This is a genomic window from Mycobacteroides salmoniphilum (assembly GCF_004924335.1).
Classification (GTDB): Bacteria; Actinomycetota; Actinomycetes; order Mycobacteriales; family Mycobacteriaceae; genus Mycobacterium; species Mycobacterium salmoniphilum.
Window position 1 is genome coordinate 3,909,427 of the sequence record NZ_CP024633.1, and the last position, 15,729, is coordinate 3,925,155.

The window sequence follows — 15,729 nt, forward strand, 5'->3', positions numbered from 1 at the left end:
TTCAGCGGGCACCGTCGACGGCGAAACTGACCACGGCCGCCCAATGCAGCGGAGTCGCCGCGCGGTCACCGTCGCGCCAGCGCCGCAACTGAGCCCGCTGCCAGCGGTTCACCGCACGGCCCGCATCCTCGTCGCAGTGCGCCCGGTCGACCTCGGCCACTGTATCGGCCATGGGATCCGTTGTGTGTGAGCCAAATTGGCGGTAAGCCGCCGCAGTCGGCAATGACCACAGGGTCGCGGTCACCAACTGCGCACCCCCCAGGATCATCGCCGCGGCGAGCCCGGTCGCCTCATCGAAGCGGTAATCGCCTCCCGATGAGCAAGCCAACAGCGCGACTCGGGGCGGGATCGAAAGCCGCGTAGCCATCATGTCGGCCGCGGTCAGCGGACGATCCTCGGCCAGGTGCAGGGCGGCCCGTTCGGCGTGGCCTACGGCGCCCTCGGCCGCGCTGGCATGCCCGACGTAGAGCAGCCGGGCCGGGTGTTGTGCACACGCCCGGGCAAGCCAGTCCCGGTCGATATCGTTCCGGCGGAACAGGTCCACCGGCGCGCCAACCGCGGGCAGCACCCGGTGGCCGTCCATCAGCTCGCCGAAATGACGAGTCAGCACGGCCTCCGGCAAGGGACGCCCCAGCACCGAACCCAACGTCGAATCCGGGCGCTGCCCGGGGATGCGCGGGTCCAGCAGAAGCACCACCGGACCGTGCTGACGATCGCACCACCGAGCCGACGCTCGTGGCGTATGCACGATGTTCGGTGGCACGGCCATCAACACGTCGGCCAATTCCATCAATCGGAAATCCTCCGCACCCGGCATGGCCAGCTGCCCCCAGGGCACTCGGGCGAGCCGGGGGCTCGGTGTCACGAACAGCACCGCACGCGGAGATGCCACGCATTCGGACAACAGCCTCCAGCCGTCGGCTGCCACCAACTCAGAACCGAGCATGTGGGCCAGGTCGAACTCGGCATCAAGACTGGTGAAAGCCCCTGTGGTCAAGGCCCGTTCGATGGCTACGAGTGCGGTCTCCGCCCCAGAGGGATCCGGTAGCGCGGAATTCAGGGCATCGCAGGCCGTTTCCATCGCCTGCTGCTCGACGACCCAGGTGATGGTTCGCGACGGCTCCCCCACCACCCGCAGGCTGGCGTAGGTGGCTACGCCGACGTCGGCGAATCGCAGGACCAAGGTATCGGTCACGGCCACGTCGACCATTCGTCGTCGGCGGCGGTTACCTCACGGCCGTATCGCTGCCAGGCCAGCTCCCGGTAGTTGCTCATGATCTGGTCACCGGCTGGATCCATCCTCATCGGCGGCAGCGGCCCGAGACGGGTGAGCCCACCGTCTGCCTGCACCGGCGGTGCCGCGGCGACGAGCGCCAGGTCGCCGTCGACGGGAACCGCCGCAGTGGCCGTGGCCGCCCACGCTCCCGATGACGGACCTACCCGGGTATCGCCCAGCTCGGTAGTGAAGGCCCCTCGCGCGCTGTGGTATTCGATCAACTCACTGACCAGTTCGGCGTTATCCCATTCCTTCGCCACCGCGAAGGCGCCCGCGAGCAGCGGCGCCGAGACGCACCTGGCCCAGCGCATCCGCGCCCCCGCGTCGGGGATGGCATAGCGCACCGCGTCGACCGCCAGCGCCGCCGGCACCTTGAGCTCGGCGGCCCGTTGGAGCTTGGACATCCCGCGCCGGTATTCGGGACTGTCCGCACCACCGGACATCACCCCGGTCGCAGGATCCAGGCCCAAGTCGGCGAGCGCGTCGGCGCGCCAGATGTTGCCCAGCTGATCGTCGAGCCGGGCGTACTGCAGCCAGCTGTGCCGCGGATACGAGTCCAGTAGCTCCCTGGCCTGCGCCACCTTCGCGGCCGCTTCGGCAAAGTCACCACGGAGGATGGCGATCCAGCTGCGCTGTAACAGGATTCGATGAATATGCAGTGGCTTTTCGATCTCGCGCCAGTGCCGCTCGGCATGTCCCCAGCATTCGTCGGCCTCATCCAGTGCGTTCATCCGGAATCTGATCAAGCCGAAGTACAGCCAGCTGCGGGACACGTCGTGCGCCCGGACATGCTCGGCGATCGCCGGGTATGCCTGGTGGACCAGCGTTTGGGTTTCGGCGATATCGCCGTCTGCCCATCGGGCCGCGGCTCGTTCCAACTGCGCACGGGCGCAGGCCAGTTGCCAGCCCCGCGCCCCCGCGCGCGCCTCGGCCCGCCGCAGCCACGGTTCGGCGTCGTCGAGCCGGCCGGTCTCCACACAGAATCGGCCATACGAGAGCGCGCCATTGACAAACAGATGGTCGGACTCGGGGTCGCCCTCGCGCACATACTCCTCGAGTGGATCGAGAACCTCGGCCCATACCGGCACCGAGTCCGCGTACATGTCGTCATCGCACAGGCCCCGGGCAATCAAGATCCTGGCGTAACAGACGAGACCGCGGTGTTCGGCGGCCAAATCCTCGAAATCCCCGGCGGTTTCGATCAGTGCTCGCAGGCTTGCCGCGGCCCCGTCGTGGTCACCATTCGCCGCGGCCAGTCCCGCCGCGAGGAACTCAGCGCGCCGGGTGTAGCGGCAGATCAGGTGGTCGACCTCGGCATCGGACAGGGTGACCTGCGCGGCAAGATCAGGCCGCAGCCCCGAGCGGATGTCGGCGTAGGTCGCCAGGCATTCACGGATCCGCCGCACACCTTCCACCACACCGTCGTAGGCGGTGCGCACCAGGTAGATCTCGGCGAGTTGAGCCAAGACCTCGCACGCGAGATCGTCACGGTCGGCTTCCTCGGCCTGAGCCAGCAGCGACAGCAGGATTTCCTTGGCGGCCTCTTCCTTGGCGGCCAAGGCCAGGCGACGGGCCTGCTCCAGGTCGCCGATGATCGTCACCTTCGAATAGTAGGAAGCGGCGGGCGTGCTGTGCACGCCCGCCGCTTATCGAGATGTCAGCCGCAGCTCACCTTGATGGTGAACGGCTTGGTGATCATCCCGGCCATCGGGTTCTTCACATCGGCACCGGAGGCCTCTCCGGTGATGGTGTACGTCTTCCCGTCGACCTTGACATCGGCGGAGCCGACGCTGGCCCCCATGCCGCTGCTGACCGCGAGTGCGGCGCCGTCGTACACCAATCCCAGCGACTGCACCTTCGGAGGCGTCTCGTCGGTCATGACGACGCCCAGGCCCTGCTGACCGTTGACGGCGCCGCTGGCCACATTGATCTTTCCGCCCTGCTTGACGCAGGTCACGGACTTGAGGTCGAGGCCGGCCAGGTCCTTGCCGTCCACCTTGATCTCGGCATTGCTGCCCGAGCTCACCTGCGATCCACCCGGCTTGTCGGTCGAGCAGCCGACCACCACCGCTCCGGCAGCGAGGAGTCCCATGGCGCCCACGATCACTCGATTCATCATCTGTCCCTTCGTCGTCCGTCGCCCCGATGGCGCCGTCATGGCTCAAGTGAAGGCGGCCCGTGGCGCTACCGATCCCAAGAAATCCCGATTACCGCAGGCAGCGGCCGTCCAGGCACCATGGAGACGTGGCACCCTCACCCACCCCCCGACCGCACGGGACCATCACCCGTGGCACCACGGGGATCAACCGGCTGCGCCGCAGCGACCGCTGGCTGGTCCATCACCCCGATGTGCAGACGGTGCTGGCCGATGCCGCCGATCCCCTGGTGGTGGACCTGGGATACGGCGCCATGCCCACCACCACGCTGGAGCTGGCCTCGCGGCTGCGGACAGTTCGGACGGATATCCGGGTGGTGGGCCTGGAGATCGATCCGGAACGGGTGGTGCCGCCACGCGACGGGGTCCACTTCGCTCTCGGCGGGTTCGAATTGGCAGGCCACACACCGGTTCTGGTGCGTGCCTTCAATGTGTTGCGCCAGTACCCGGAATCGGAGGTGGCGCAGGCCTGGGCCGCGATGACGGCCCGGCTCGCGCCCGGCGGTCTCATCATCGAGGGCACCTGCGACGAGCTCGGCCGCCGCTGCGCGTGGTTACTGCTCGACGCGACCGGACCGCGAACCCTCACCCTGGCCTGCGACCCCTTTGGCATCGACAAGCCATCCGACCTGGCCGAACGGCTACCGAAAGCCCTTATTCACCAAAATGTTCCGGGCCAACCCATCCACGATCTACTCATCGCCGCCGACCGCTACTGGGCGGCGGCGGCCCCACACGGCGTCTTCGGCCCCCGAGTCCGCTGGCGAATGATGTTGAAATCACTGCGCGACAATGGCTTTACCGTCGAGCAACAGCGACGGCAGGTCCGTGACTGCATCTTGACTACACCGTGGGCAGCCGTCGCGCCACTGGCCTAGGGTGGAACACATGCGGATAGTGTTGGCGCAGATCAGCAGCAGTGCCGATCCCGCCGAGAACCTGGCCACCGTCGCGGCCACGGTGCGCGATGCCGCCGCACAGGGCGCCACACTGGTCGTCTTCCCGGAAGCCACCATGTGCCGGTTCGGCGTACCCCTGCGCCCCGTCGCACAGCCCGTCAACGGCCCGTGGGCCGACGGGGTCCGCACGATCGCACACGCCGCGGGCCTCACCGTTGTGGTCGGCATGTTCACCCCCTCCTCCGACGGTCGCGTCCACAACACGCTGCTGGCCACCGGCCCCAGCGCGGAGACGCACTACAACAAGATCCATCTCTACGACGCGTTCGGCTTCCGCGAATCGGCCACCGTCGCGCCCGGCGGCGAGCCGGTGCTCATCACGGTCGACGGCGTGAGCGTTGGGCTGACCACGTGCTACGACATCCGCTTCCCCGCCCTGTACACCGACCTGGCGCGTCGCGGCGCGCAGGTAATCACGGTCAGCGCCTCGTGGGCCGCCGGAACCGGCAAATGGGATCAGTGGACGCTGCTGGCGCGGGCGCGAGCAGCCGACTCGACATGCTTCATCGCCGCCGCCGACCAGGCCCTGCCCGCGCTGGAGGCGCCCGCCAACGGCTCCCCGACGGGAATCGGCGGCAGCCTGCTGGCCTCACCGACCGGCGAACTCATTGCCCAGGCCGGTCCAGAGCCGGAGCTCATCGTGGCGGACTTGAACCTGGACGCGGTCGCCGAGACCCGCAAGATCTTGCCCGTCCTTAACCCGTCCTCAGTCGAATAGGGCACAATCGCGCGGGTGACGACACCGCCTCAGCCGCCGCTCGGCCCACCCGGATCGACACCTCCCGAGCCTTCGCCGTGGCAACCGCCGTCCCAGCAGGTGCCGCCCCCGCGGCAAGAGCAGGTACCGCCCCCGCTGCCAGAGCAGCCGCCGACCCTGCAGAGCCCGGTGCCTCCGCCCCCGGTCTCCCCCCCGCCCTCAGACGCGCCGCCAGAACCTGCCGAGCCCAAGAAGGGCCGCGACTATCGATCGCTGGTACTGATCGCCGTCATCGTTGTTGCCGTGTTCGTGGCCGCTGTTCTCGGCATCGAGCTCTACGCGCGCCAGCGGACCAGCAGTGAGGTGAACGCCGCCACGTCGTGCCTGGTGCAGGACGGCGCGACCGCATCCTTCGGCCCGATGCCACTCGTCGTGCAATATCTCGGCAATCACATCGACAAGCTCACGATCAAGACCGCGGGCAATCAGATCGCGCAAGCCAAGAAGATGTCCGTCGCCATCACGGTGCGCGACATCTCGCTGAAGAAGACGGCCGACTCGCTCGGCACCATCGGACGCCTGGACGTCGAGGTGTCCTGGCCGACCGCCGGCATCACCGAGAGCGCCCGTGACCTCGTGCCGGGAATGCTCGGCTCGTTGGTGGGTGATGCCACCACCAACGAATCCACTGGCGAGGTGACGCTGAGCGCTGCCGGAGGCCTGGCCCAGATCACCACCAAGCCCGTCATCAAGGACGGCATGGTGACGCTGCAGTCCGAGAATGTCTCCGCGTTCATCGGCCTGCCGCGCGAGATCATTCAGCCGGCGCTCGACACCTTCTCCAAGGGGCTCGTCGGCGGCCAGTACCCGATGGGGCTCAAGGCTCAAGAGGTCAAGGTCACCAACGACGGCATCACGGTGAAACTGTCGAGCACCAATCAGCCCATGAAACCGGTCGAGAATCCCTGCCTGCAGAACCTCTCGTTCTAATGCGGGAAGCCGTCCAAGACGGCCCGGCTGCTCGATAGGCCGAGCCGGGTCGCACCGGCTTGGAGCATGGCCGCAGCATCCTGTGCCGTGCGGATTCCGCCGCTCGCCTTGACCTCGAGCCGACCGTCAACGGTCTCGGCCATGATGCGCACGGCCTCCACGGTCGCTCCTCCCGATGGGTGAAATCCGGTGGAGGTCTTCACAAAATCCGCTCCGGCGGCCTCGCTCACCCGACAGGCCTCACGGATCGCCTCGGCACCTGAATGTTCCAGCAACGCCGCGGACTCGATGATGACCTTGAGCGTCGCGGCCGGGATCGCCTGCCGAACAGCCTCGATATCGGCGAGCACTGCCGTGAAATCGCCTGCCACCGCGACACCCACGTCGATCACCATGTCGACCTCGGCGGCACCTGCGGCCACCGCGAGGGCGGCCTCGTGCGCCTTGACGGACGAGAGATGTTTTCCCGACGGGAATCCCGCCACCGCCGCAACAACCAGCCCGGGAGCCTCAACCGGCAGCATCGACGGCGAAACGCACACCGCGAGCACTCCGAGATCGATGGCCTCCGCGATGAGGGCTTGCACGTCCCCGGGTGTCGCTTCGGGCTTGAGCAGGGTGTGGTCGATACGTGCGGCCACCTCCCGCCGCGTGGGCCAAACCGCCGGTGTGCCTACAGAATCCGTCATGGGCGTAGCGTCCCACACATGACCTCCCAGCATGAGCGTGCGGTCGTGTTCGCAGCCCTTCACCAGTCCGGGACGTTCGTGGTCCCCAACCCGTGGGATGCCGGTTCGGCCCGAGTCCTCACCGATTGTGGCTTCCCCGCGCTGGCCACGACCAGCGCCGGGTTGGCCTTCTCCCTCGGTCGGCAGGACGGCGCCAATCTGGTCAGCCAGGCCGAGACGTTGGCCAACGCCTCCCACATCGCGGCGGCCACGCATCTGCCGGTTTCGGCCGACCTGGAGAACGGCGGCCCCACCATGGGCGACATCGCCATGACCATCCGCGAGGCGGCGGCCTCGGGGTTGGTCGGCGGGTCGATCGAGGATGCCACCGGGATTCCCAACGTCCCGATCTTCCCGCTCGCCGAAGCGGTGGATCGCATCACCGCTGCAGCGCACACGGTGCGCGATCTACCCTTTCCGTTCACGCTGACGGCCCGCGCCGAGAACTTCCTGTACGGCCGACCGGACCTCGCCGACACCATCACACGGCTGCAGGCGTACGCCGAGGCCGGCGCCGATGTGGTGTACGCGCCGGGCCTGCCCGATGCCCACGCAGTCCGCGCCCTCTGCGCGTCGGTGGATCGCCCCGTCAATCTGCTCGCCACCGGTTTCGTGCTGAATCACTCGGTCGAGGAGATCGCACAGTGGGGCGTGCGCAGGATCAGCCTCGGGTCCGCCATGGCGCGCTCTGCGCTCGGGGCGTTCGTCGACGGGGCCCGGGAGATCGCACAGCACGGCACCTTTGGATTCGCAACCCGCACCATCCCCTATGCGGAAGCCAATGCCCTGTTTCCGTGAACCTTGCGGTGCACCTACTTCTGGCCCAGGCCGCGCCACTCTTCCAGTTGGGTAGCCTATCCTTATATTTATGGAACGTCCCTGGCCAGTGCTGTACCGCCATGTCGCCCCCGACCCCTCGGTGCCCGCACCTCCGGAACCGAAGCTCGTGAGCCCATTCGGTGTGAGGCTTGTGGACCCCGATAGCGATGACACAGCGCTGATTGCCCGATGGATGCGCCTGCCGGCACTGGTCAACGGCTGGGAGCAAGACTGGCCGGATGAGCGTTGGTACGACCAGCTCAAGGCCCAGGTTGAGAGCACCTATTCGCACCCATACCTGGTGCTGTTCCGGGACGAGCCCGTCGGCTACCTGGAGTTTTATCGGGCGGCTCAAGATTCGATCGGCGAAAAGTACGACGCCGACCCATATGACCTGGGAATACATGGTGCTATCGCCAACCAGGCCATGGCCAGTAAGGGCTTCATGATCATGATCCTGCCCAAGCTGATCAAGAGCTTCTTCGAGCTGGAGCCGCGATGTAAGCGGATCATGTTCGACCCCGAACACCAGAATGTTGAGACGCGCAGGGTCTTTGAGCACATCGGCTGCACCTTCCTGGGCGAGCACGAGATGCCCAACCGCCGGATGGCGCTGTACACCACACCGCGCACCCCGGCGGATGTACCCGCCCCGCTGGCCTAAACGCCCAGGGAGCGATAGCCCTCGACATCGGGTTTCAGGGTGGCGGCGACGAACTCCCAGAGAGTCTCGTCGGTACCGCCGCCCACCCGGGCCAGTTTCATATCGCGCCACCAGCGGCCGACCGGCGTCTCGTCGGTCAGGTATCCCGAGCCGCCAAAGATGTGGAGGCACTCGGAGAGCACTTCTTCGCCGAGTCGGGCGGCGGTGACTTTCGCCGCGGCTGCGGTACGCAGGTTCATCTGCCCTGTCGCCGCGATGCCCTCAAGCGAATAGCGCATCATGTCGACCCGGGACTGCAGATCCGCAACACGCAGGCGCAATGCCTGGTGCCCTAGCAGGGTGCTGCCGAACTGCACCCGGTCCACCATGCGGGCAATGGTGATCCCGAGAGCCTTCTCGCAGAGCGCCACCACCTGAGCCGCGATGCCGAGCCGCTCATGCGACAGACCCCAGCTGATCGCGGCGAGCCCCGCACCGGGGCGGGCGATCAGCGCGTCTGCTGGAACCCACGTGTCGATATCGATCGGCGCGGTATCGAGCGGTCCCGCGCTGAGCTTCCGGTACCGCTCGTGCACCACCACCTGAGCGGTTGGCACCAGCAGCAACATGACATTGCCGTGCTTGCTGGCGGCATCTCCGTCGGCGCCGCGGGCGACAACGACGATGTGATCCGAAATCGGGCCGAGCGAGACGAATTTCTTGCTGCCCCGCACGTGGTAACCGCCGTCGACGCTGCGGACGAAGGTCTCCGAAATCTGGAGATCAGAGCCGCCGGCCTCTTCGGATGCGCCGATGCACAGCACCGCCTCACCGCGGATCGCCTGCTCGGTGATCTCACGCAGATAATCGGTCCTACCGAACCGGCGCAAGATGGAAATCGCTGAGTCGTGCAAGCTCGCGCCGATGCTGATTCCCATCGAACCGAGTCCACCCAGCGCAAAGCCCAACGAGACCAACTTCGCTACATCGGGCAGCGCTCCGGACGACCACTTGTCGGCCAGCACCCCGGTGCTACCGAAGCGCTCGATCAGCGCGCGGGGGAATCGCTCGGTCCTCTCGGCTTCGTCCACCCACGACGTCACCTCGTCATCGATGACTGAACTCAGCAGCGCGCGAAAACCTTCGATAGACAGCGGGACCACGGTCGGGTTCTCCGGGTCAGCCACGGTCATCGCAGGCCTCCACCGGTTTCGATAAGACGCTTGACCTCGAGGCGCCGCAGCTTGCCCGACGTCGTGATCGGCAGATCACCCGGAGGAACGAACACAACTTCTGAGGGGACGACCCCGCAGTCGGCGGTGACTCGCTGGACAACCTGTCTGCGCGCCGCCTCGAAGTCGGTGCCTTTGTACTCGACGGCCAGTGCAAGCCGCGGTCGGAGACCGCCTTCGTCGAGTCCTACGGCCGCAACTCTGCCTGCCCGCACCCCTTCGACCGACGCAGCTGCCCGCTCGACGTCGATGGGATACACATTGCGCCCGGCAAGAACGATCAGTTCCTTGAAGCGGCCGACGATGACCAGGTCACCGTCGTGGAAATAGCCCAGGTCGCCGGTGTTGAACCACTCGTTCCTGTCAATCGCCGGGTTGCCCAGATATCCGTTCATCATGCAGGCGCCCTTGATTTCGACCTGCCCGACTTCCCGGCCGCTGATCGCCGGTACCTCGCGCGCGGCAGGCACCACCCGGACCTCCATCCCATCGAACGCCGAGCCGACCAGTGCGTACCTGCGGGGGGCCTGGCCTCCATCCGGGGTGGCGACCAGCACGTCGTCCGACCGTGCTCCGACACCGGGCCGGGTCATGGTGACGACACACGTCCCTTCCGCCAGCCCCCAGGCCGCCACCGCCGCGCCTGGGGAAAAACCATGGGGAGTCGCCGCCGTGAGGAAGCGCTCGAAACCGTCGCAATTAATCAGCTCAGCCGCGCTGACCGCCGCACGCAGCTTGCCGAGATCGACTCCACGCTCGATCTTGTCGACGTACCGGCCGATGATGTCGTAAGCGAAGTTCGGCGCCATCAGATATGTCGCGCCGCTCTCGGTGAGCCAGTCCAGCCACCTGATCGGCGAGGCCGCAAAAGCGCTATTGGGCGCCAGCCACAGCGGCATGCCCGTCCAGAACGAAGCCAGTAGCGTGATCAGGCCCATGTCGTGGTAGAGCGGCAACCAGCTGCAGGTCAGGTCTTCCCCGGTCAACTCCGCGCGGCGCACCATGGCGCTGACGTTGCTCATGACCGCTCCCCGGGAGAGGACAGCGGTCTTGGGCGTTCCGGTGGAGCCGGAGGAGTTCTGCAGGACGGCAGGGGTGGTCTCGTCTCCGGTCTGCACGGGCGTGAACGCCTGCGGCCGGGGCCGCGCTCCGATCTGCGCCACATCCTCGATTCGGATGCTGGACTCCACCGCGCGCAGCTGCTCCAGCTCCCGACCATTGCTGTAGATCGTGCGCACCCCGATCGCCGCGCAGCGCTCCAAGGTCGTATGGGCCCAGCGGTCCAGATCCGCCCCGCGCACCAGGCCGGGAAAGAACGACACGCTCGTGCCGGCCAGCCAGGCACCCTGAACGCTGGCCACCAAGTCGACGGTGGGACTGCCGATCAGCCCTAGCGCTCCGACGGGTCCGTGTGCGTTGTCGAGCAGGTCGACGGCGACAGTCTCCGCTCGCGCATGCACCTCCGCCCAGGGAAACCGATGCCATTCCCGTGCACCATCCATAACCACCAGGTCGGCGGACGAGGTCAGCATCGCCTGGGAAACCTTCTCCGCCAATGCATTCCCCTGCACCGCAGGCACGTTCGTCGTGGGACTGCTCATGACTCTCTCGCCTTTCTCGTCCTGCGAACGTCTACTCGGCGAGCGCGCTGGTGGTTGGGGACGGGGCCGTGACCTGCCCCGCCGAAACGATGTCGACAAGGTCGCCGAAGGAATCACACACGAGTAGCTGATCTTCAGTAAGAGTGACGCCGAACTGCTCCTCGATGAGGACGAGGCCCAATGCGAATCCCACAGAGTCGAGCCCCAGGTCGTCAATCAGCAATTTGTCGCGGGTAATCTCATTCGCGCTTACTGCGAGCTCTCCCCGTAGGATCTTCTCAAGTTTCTCGGCAACTTCAGTCGACATGTTGACTGCTCTCCTTGTGGCTCAATACAGGTGGGCGCGAGGGCTCCAGCGCTCCGCAGCACCGACTATACAACTGGAATTAGGTAAGCCAAACCTACTATCCCGAGGCCTTCACCGGGTTCCCACCAGTTGTCGCGCGCGCACTCCCGTAGGCCCCCCGATCGAGGTACGAGACGGCCACAACGGGGACCCACCCCCAACTAGCCGGCGGGGGGAATCAGACCGACGACTCCGCTGCACATCTGACGGAAGTTGACGATCCCGAAAATGCTGCCACCGGGGACGAATTGGCACCCCGAACGCCCGGTCATCGGGCCGGTGCCGCCGCCGCCGCATTCCGGCCACGCCCCAAGGCCTTGCGTCTGCATAACACTCTCGGCGACGGCGATCTGCTGCTCCCGGGAAGCCTCGGCGGGATTCCCGACACCACCGTGGGATGCCCAGGTGGACGGCTTGAATTGCAGTCCGCCATAGAATCCGTTTCCCGTATTTGCGGACCAGTTTCCGCCGGATTCACATTCGGCGATCGCGTCCCAGTTCACAGAATCGGCGGAGGCGACGCTTGCGGTCATGGACAACGACATCACGAACAGCACGTTGACGATCAGACACACCGCGCGCCTGTCGCGCACCCATCGCGCCCGGTCCATGACGACCTTCATGTCACTGCACCCCGATCCTCTGTCACCGGAGAGATCACGTGATGCGTGATGTACCACCTGCCACTCCGGTCGTGATCAGATTGTGATCACTGTTGTAATCGTTACTCACGAGGTGTGCGTTACGCAAGCGGAGAATGGTAAGAAAAGTTGCCACTGCGCCGCCTGAGGCTTTAGTGATTTCTTACTTCCACCAATAACGTCGAGATAAACCGGTGGTCTCGGAGGAATTACATGTTTGTCATTTAATCGCGCAATTGATTCATGTCACAGTGCAATTTGCCCACCTATACGGCGCAGACCGCGGACCCATCACTGAGGCCCGAGATTTTGCCGCTGAGAGCCGGGCGGGTCGGGGTCTAGATCTCAGGTCCACCCGGGTTGCACTGGGACACCGTCATCAACGCCCCGTCCACCGGCGGCCGCCACGGTTCCAGGTTCCAGCTCGGCTTGTTCGGGATGAACACCCGCCCGTACCAATGGCAGTCGAACTGCATCCGCATACCGGGCGACTGCGCGTCGGGGGCCAGCGCGAGGACCTCCGCCCAGGCGACGTCTGCGCCGTCGGGTGCCTCGTATGTACGTCCCAGCGGCGTCGGGTAGATACGCAGCGTGCGCCCCAAAGATGTTGCACCCCAAGACACGTGATCAATAAGTGCGGGCTCTACGGCGGCCGCGGGCACCGCATTCGCGACCAGCAGAGCGGCCGTCAACGCAACCAGCGCCGCAACCGCGCGCATTACCGCGACTTGCCCTGCACCTCAAGCACGCGGGGACGAACATCGACGAAATACACCCCGGCCGCCACGGCGGCGATTCCGGCGGTCAACAGCTCCAACCCCGGAATCAGGGTGAGCACGGCCGCTCCGGCAAGGATGACTATCCAGGTGGTCTTGGTCTGCTTTTCTGCCGCCACAAACGCGTCCGCGGGCTGAATCGCGGCATGGACCAACCCAACGATCGCCGCGATAAGGGCGACGAGCGAGATCAGCGCGAAGACATGAAAAGTGAAAGCCACCCGATCAGCCTACGTGGCTGATCGGGTGGCTGTCAGAGCTGGAACTGCCTACTTCTGGGTGATGGTGCGAGTCGCCGCCTTCTTGGCCGGAGCCTTCTTGGCGGGCGCGGCCTTCTTGGCAGCAGCCTTGGCCGGGGCGGCCTTCTTGGCGGGCGCGGCCTTCTTGGCAGGAGCCTTCTTGGCGGGGGCCTTGGTGGCCGGAGCGGCCTTGCTCGACAGGTCGATGCCGACCAGCTTGGCGGCACGCTCACCGACGGCGCGAGTCTGGCTGGCCACGGTGCCCAGCGCCTGCTCGGTCAGCTCGGCATAGTTGCCGACCAGACCCTCGGCGCGGGTCACGTTCTCCTCGATGCCGGGGGTGCTGCGGATGCGCTCAATGGCCCCTTCACCACGCTCAGCGAGGTTGTTGTAGATGTCGGTGGCCACCTGCAGGTAGGCCTCGGCAACCTTGCGCAGCTCCTCGGGGGTGAACCGGTCGCGCAGCTCGTTGACGTCAGTGGGCAGCTCAGCCGACAGCTCGCGTAGCCGGTCGCGGGTCTCGTCCACGCGGGCACCGGCCTCAGAGGCGGCCTCTTCGGCGCGCTCCCGCAGCTTCACGACGACATCGGCGACCGCGGCCAGCGCCAGGTCACCGGCGCCGACGGCTACGTAGAACGGGGTCTTCAGGTCGTCGAACGAGGTGTTCTTCTTGGTCATGCCAGATTCCTTTCGGGGATGGGGAAAGTTATTCAGTTGTCGCCAGTAGATTCGGGGTCGGATTGAGTCAGATCCGAATTGGCTTCGGCGTTTTGCTGAACGAATGAGCCGTAGACGTCCAACAACACCTGCTTCTGTCGCTCGGTGATGACGGTATCGGCAATGATGGCGTCCCGTACCGGGCTGGCATCACTACGATCCAAAATGCCCGCACGCACGTACAACACCTCCGCCGAAACCCTTAGCGCCTTTGCGATTTGATTGAGCACCTCCGCCGACGGACGACGCAGTCCGCGTTCGATCTGACTGAGGTACGGGTTGCTTACGCCGGCCTTCTCGGCCAGCTGACGCACGGACACCTGCGCCGCCTCACGCTGCGCCCGGATGAAGCCTCCGATATCGGAAGCGGCGTTGCTCACAGCGGCGGCGAGGTCTGATTCCTGCGACATAAGAACCACCGTAAGCTGCAGTGCTAGCTATTGCAAGCACTTCTGTTAGCAATGTGGTCCACGTCACTTCAGCCCGGGAATGGCCGGGTCAGGGCCTTTTTAGAAGAGCACCTGCGCCACGGTATAGATGACCAAACCTGCCAGCGAACCCACTACGGTGCCGTTGATACGAATGAACTGCAGGTCACGGCCGACATGCAATTCGATCCGGCGACTGGCCTCCTCGGCGTCCCAACGCTCGATCGTTTCGGTGATGACGGCCGTTATCTCCGCGCCGTACTGATCCACCAGATGCCGGGCCGCACGTTCCACCCAACCGTCGACCTTGTCGCGTACAGAGTCGTCGTCGCGCAGCGTCTCCCCGATCCGCACCACGGTGTCCGCAATCCGGGTGCGTAGCTCGCTGGACGGATCGTCCACGGACTCGGTGATCATCTTCTTGGCGGCGGACCACGCTGTGGCCGCGGCGTTCTGGACTTCCGCGCGCGCCATCAACCGCGACTTGATCGCCTCGGCCTTGGCGATGGTCAGGTCGTCGTGCTGAAGATCGTCGGCGAACTCGTACAACAGCCTGTTCACGGATTGACGCAGGTCATGATCAGGATTGCGGCGCACCTTGTCCGTGAAGTCCACCAACTCGCGATAGATGCGGTCGCCCACGAAATGGTCGACGAATTTGGGTGTCCAGCCGGGCGAGTCACGCACCACCACTCGATCGATGGTGTCGCTGGCACCCAGCGCCCACTCAAAGGCACGGTCGCACAGCAGCTGGATCACCGGCGCATGCCGGTCCTCCTTGAGCACCGTCGAGAGCACCCGCCCCACCGGCGGACCCCATGTGGGTTCGGCGATCCTTCGCACGATCACGCTGTCTATGGCCTGCTGCACGTCCTCATCGCGCAGCATCTGCGCGCCGACGCGGAGCACCGTGGAGGCCTCGGCCGCGACCCGCTCGGCATGCGACCGGTCACTCATCCACTTGCCCAGCCGGCCCGCGATCTGCGCATCCCGCACCTTGGCAGTGATGACGGCCGGCGACATGAAGTTCTCCCGGACGAAGTTCCCGAGCCCTTCCCCTAGCTGATCCTTCTTGCGCTTGATGATCGCTGTATGCGGGATCTTTAGCCCAAGCGGATGCCGGAACAAGGCGGTTACAGCAAACCAGTCTGCAAGCGCACCGACCATGCCCGCCTCTGCGGCCGCTCCGACATAACCCACCCAGCCCGGCGCACCGACCGACTGCCACCAACGACAGGCCAGAAACAACACGGTGGCCGCGACCAGGAACCCCGTAGCCACGGCTTTCATTCGGCGAAGCTGCTTCTGGCGCTCCTCGTCGACGGCCGAATTACTCATCGCGAAGACGCCGCCGGATGCATTCCGCGTGCGCGGCTGATCGCTATGCTTGCCTGCCACTCCTCCATCATCCGGTATCGAGCGCGTCACGCATCCCCGAGGGCCCCGTGAAGTAGTATCGGTTACAGATAACTAAGGGAATGT

At 65.8% G+C, this 15,729-nt stretch carries 18 protein-coding genes; 5 read left to right on the top strand and 13 right to left on the bottom strand.

Annotated elements, in window-relative coordinates; all coding sequences use genetic code 11:
- Position 1: 1 nt before the first annotated feature.
- From DSM43276_RS19540 to DSM43276_RS19550, 3 genes are read right to left on the bottom strand one after another with little or no spacing between them, the layout of a single operon-like run.
- Positions 2–1,210 carry a CHAT domain-containing protein gene (locus DSM43276_RS19540; protein ID WP_078327969.1) on the bottom strand — a complete coding sequence of 403 codons (1,209 nt, stop codon included), beginning with the start codon at positions 1,208–1,210 and terminating at the stop codon, positions 2–4.
- The gene (locus tag DSM43276_RS19545) at positions 1,192–2,877 is read right to left on the bottom strand and encodes a hypothetical protein (RefSeq protein WP_078328034.1); all 1,686 of its coding nucleotides are present in this window, start codon (positions 2,875–2,877) and stop codon (positions 1,192–1,194) included. The genes DSM43276_RS19540 and DSM43276_RS19545 overlap by 19 nt, the downstream gene beginning before the upstream one ends.
- 56 nt (positions 2,878–2,933) lie before the next feature.
- Positions 2,934–3,392, bottom strand: coding sequence for a lipoprotein LpqH (locus tag DSM43276_RS19550; RefSeq protein WP_078304730.1), 459 nt, complete (start codon positions 3,390–3,392; stop codon positions 2,934–2,936).
- Between the two features lie 128 nt (positions 3,393–3,520).
- Between DSM43276_RS19550 and DSM43276_RS19555 the strand changes: the two genes are divergently transcribed.
- Genes DSM43276_RS19555 through DSM43276_RS19565 form a run of 3 tightly spaced genes read left to right on the top strand, consistent with a single transcriptional unit; the run spans position 3,521 to position 6,077 of the window.
- Positions 3,521–4,309, top strand: coding sequence for an SAM-dependent methyltransferase (locus tag DSM43276_RS19555; protein ID WP_078323261.1), 789 nt, complete (start codon positions 3,521–3,523; stop codon positions 4,307–4,309).
- Positions 4,310–4,319: 10 nt separating this feature from the next.
- The gene (locus DSM43276_RS19560; RefSeq protein WP_078328035.1) at positions 4,320–5,108 is read left to right on the top strand and encodes a carbon-nitrogen hydrolase family protein; all 789 of its coding nucleotides are present in this window, start codon (positions 4,320–4,322) and stop codon (positions 5,106–5,108) included.
- A 15-nt stretch (positions 5,109–5,123) separates the two neighbouring features.
- Positions 5,124–6,077 carry an LmeA family phospholipid-binding protein gene (locus DSM43276_RS19565; protein ID WP_078327970.1) on the top strand — a complete coding sequence of 318 codons (954 nt, stop codon included), beginning with the start codon at positions 5,124–5,126 and terminating at the stop codon, positions 6,075–6,077.
- Here DSM43276_RS19565 and deoC read toward each other — a convergent pair.
- Positions 6,074–6,766: a deoxyribose-phosphate aldolase gene (deoC, locus tag DSM43276_RS19570; RefSeq protein WP_211196738.1), complete on the bottom strand. Its 693-nt coding sequence runs from the start codon at positions 6,764–6,766 to the stop codon at positions 6,074–6,076. The genes DSM43276_RS19565 and deoC overlap by 4 nt on opposite strands.
- Before the next feature lie 18 nt (positions 6,767–6,784).
- On the opposite strand from deoC, the gene DSM43276_RS19575 reads away from it, so the two are divergent.
- A complete protein-coding gene (locus tag DSM43276_RS19575) occupies positions 6,785–7,603 on the top strand; it encodes an isocitrate lyase/PEP mutase family protein (protein WP_078327972.1) in 819 nt (272 codons plus the stop codon).
- Positions 7,604–7,673: 70 nt separating this feature from the next.
- Complete coding sequence (locus DSM43276_RS19580; RefSeq protein ID WP_078327973.1) at positions 7,674–8,288, top strand: GNAT family N-acetyltransferase; 615 nt, start codon at positions 7,674–7,676, stop codon at positions 8,286–8,288.
- Here the strand turns inward: DSM43276_RS19580 and DSM43276_RS19585 are convergent.
- From DSM43276_RS19585 to DSM43276_RS19625, 9 genes are all read right to left on the bottom strand, one after another.
- A complete protein-coding gene (locus tag DSM43276_RS19585) occupies positions 8,285–9,460 on the bottom strand; it encodes an acyl-CoA dehydrogenase family protein (protein WP_078327974.1) in 1,176 nt (391 codons plus the stop codon). The genes DSM43276_RS19580 and DSM43276_RS19585 overlap by 4 nt on opposite strands.
- Positions 9,457–11,100, bottom strand: a complete 1,644-nt coding sequence (gene mbtM, locus DSM43276_RS19590; RefSeq protein ID WP_078327975.1) for a long-chain-fatty acid--ACP ligase MbtM — start codon at positions 11,098–11,100, stop codon at positions 9,457–9,459. The genes DSM43276_RS19585 and mbtM overlap by 4 nt, the downstream gene beginning before the upstream one ends.
- Before the next feature lie 31 nt (positions 11,101–11,131).
- Complete coding sequence (locus tag DSM43276_RS19595; protein WP_078327976.1) at positions 11,132–11,407, bottom strand: acyl carrier protein; 276 nt, start codon at positions 11,405–11,407, stop codon at positions 11,132–11,134.
- Between the two features lie 200 nt (positions 11,408–11,607).
- Complete coding sequence (locus DSM43276_RS19600) at positions 11,608–12,069, bottom strand: transglycosylase family protein (RefSeq protein ID WP_078323254.1); 462 nt, start codon at positions 12,067–12,069, stop codon at positions 11,608–11,610.
- A gap of 356 nt (positions 12,070–12,425) precedes the next feature.
- The gene (locus tag DSM43276_RS19605; protein ID WP_078327977.1) at positions 12,426–12,806 is read right to left on the bottom strand and encodes a DUF2599 domain-containing protein; all 381 of its coding nucleotides are present in this window, start codon (positions 12,804–12,806) and stop codon (positions 12,426–12,428) included.
- Positions 12,806–13,084 (bottom strand): DUF2516 family protein, encoded by a 279-nt coding sequence (locus DSM43276_RS19610; protein WP_078300852.1) that lies wholly within the window; start codon positions 13,082–13,084, stop codon positions 12,806–12,808. The genes DSM43276_RS19605 and DSM43276_RS19610 overlap by 1 nt, the downstream gene beginning before the upstream one ends.
- Positions 13,085–13,132: 48 nt before the next feature.
- On the bottom strand, positions 13,133–13,780 hold the full coding sequence (locus DSM43276_RS19615; RefSeq protein WP_078327978.1) for a heparin-binding hemagglutinin: 648 nt from the start codon (positions 13,778–13,780) through the stop codon (positions 13,133–13,135).
- 32 nt (positions 13,781–13,812) lie between these two features.
- Positions 13,813–14,229 (bottom strand): helix-turn-helix domain-containing protein, encoded by a 417-nt coding sequence (locus tag DSM43276_RS19620; protein ID WP_078327979.1) that lies wholly within the window; start codon positions 14,227–14,229, stop codon positions 13,813–13,815.
- A gap of 99 nt (positions 14,230–14,328) precedes the next feature.
- Positions 14,329–15,585: a DUF445 domain-containing protein gene (locus DSM43276_RS19625; protein WP_412458625.1), complete on the bottom strand. Its 1,257-nt coding sequence runs from the start codon at positions 15,583–15,585 to the stop codon at positions 14,329–14,331.
- Positions 15,586–15,729 lie beyond the last annotated feature (144 nt).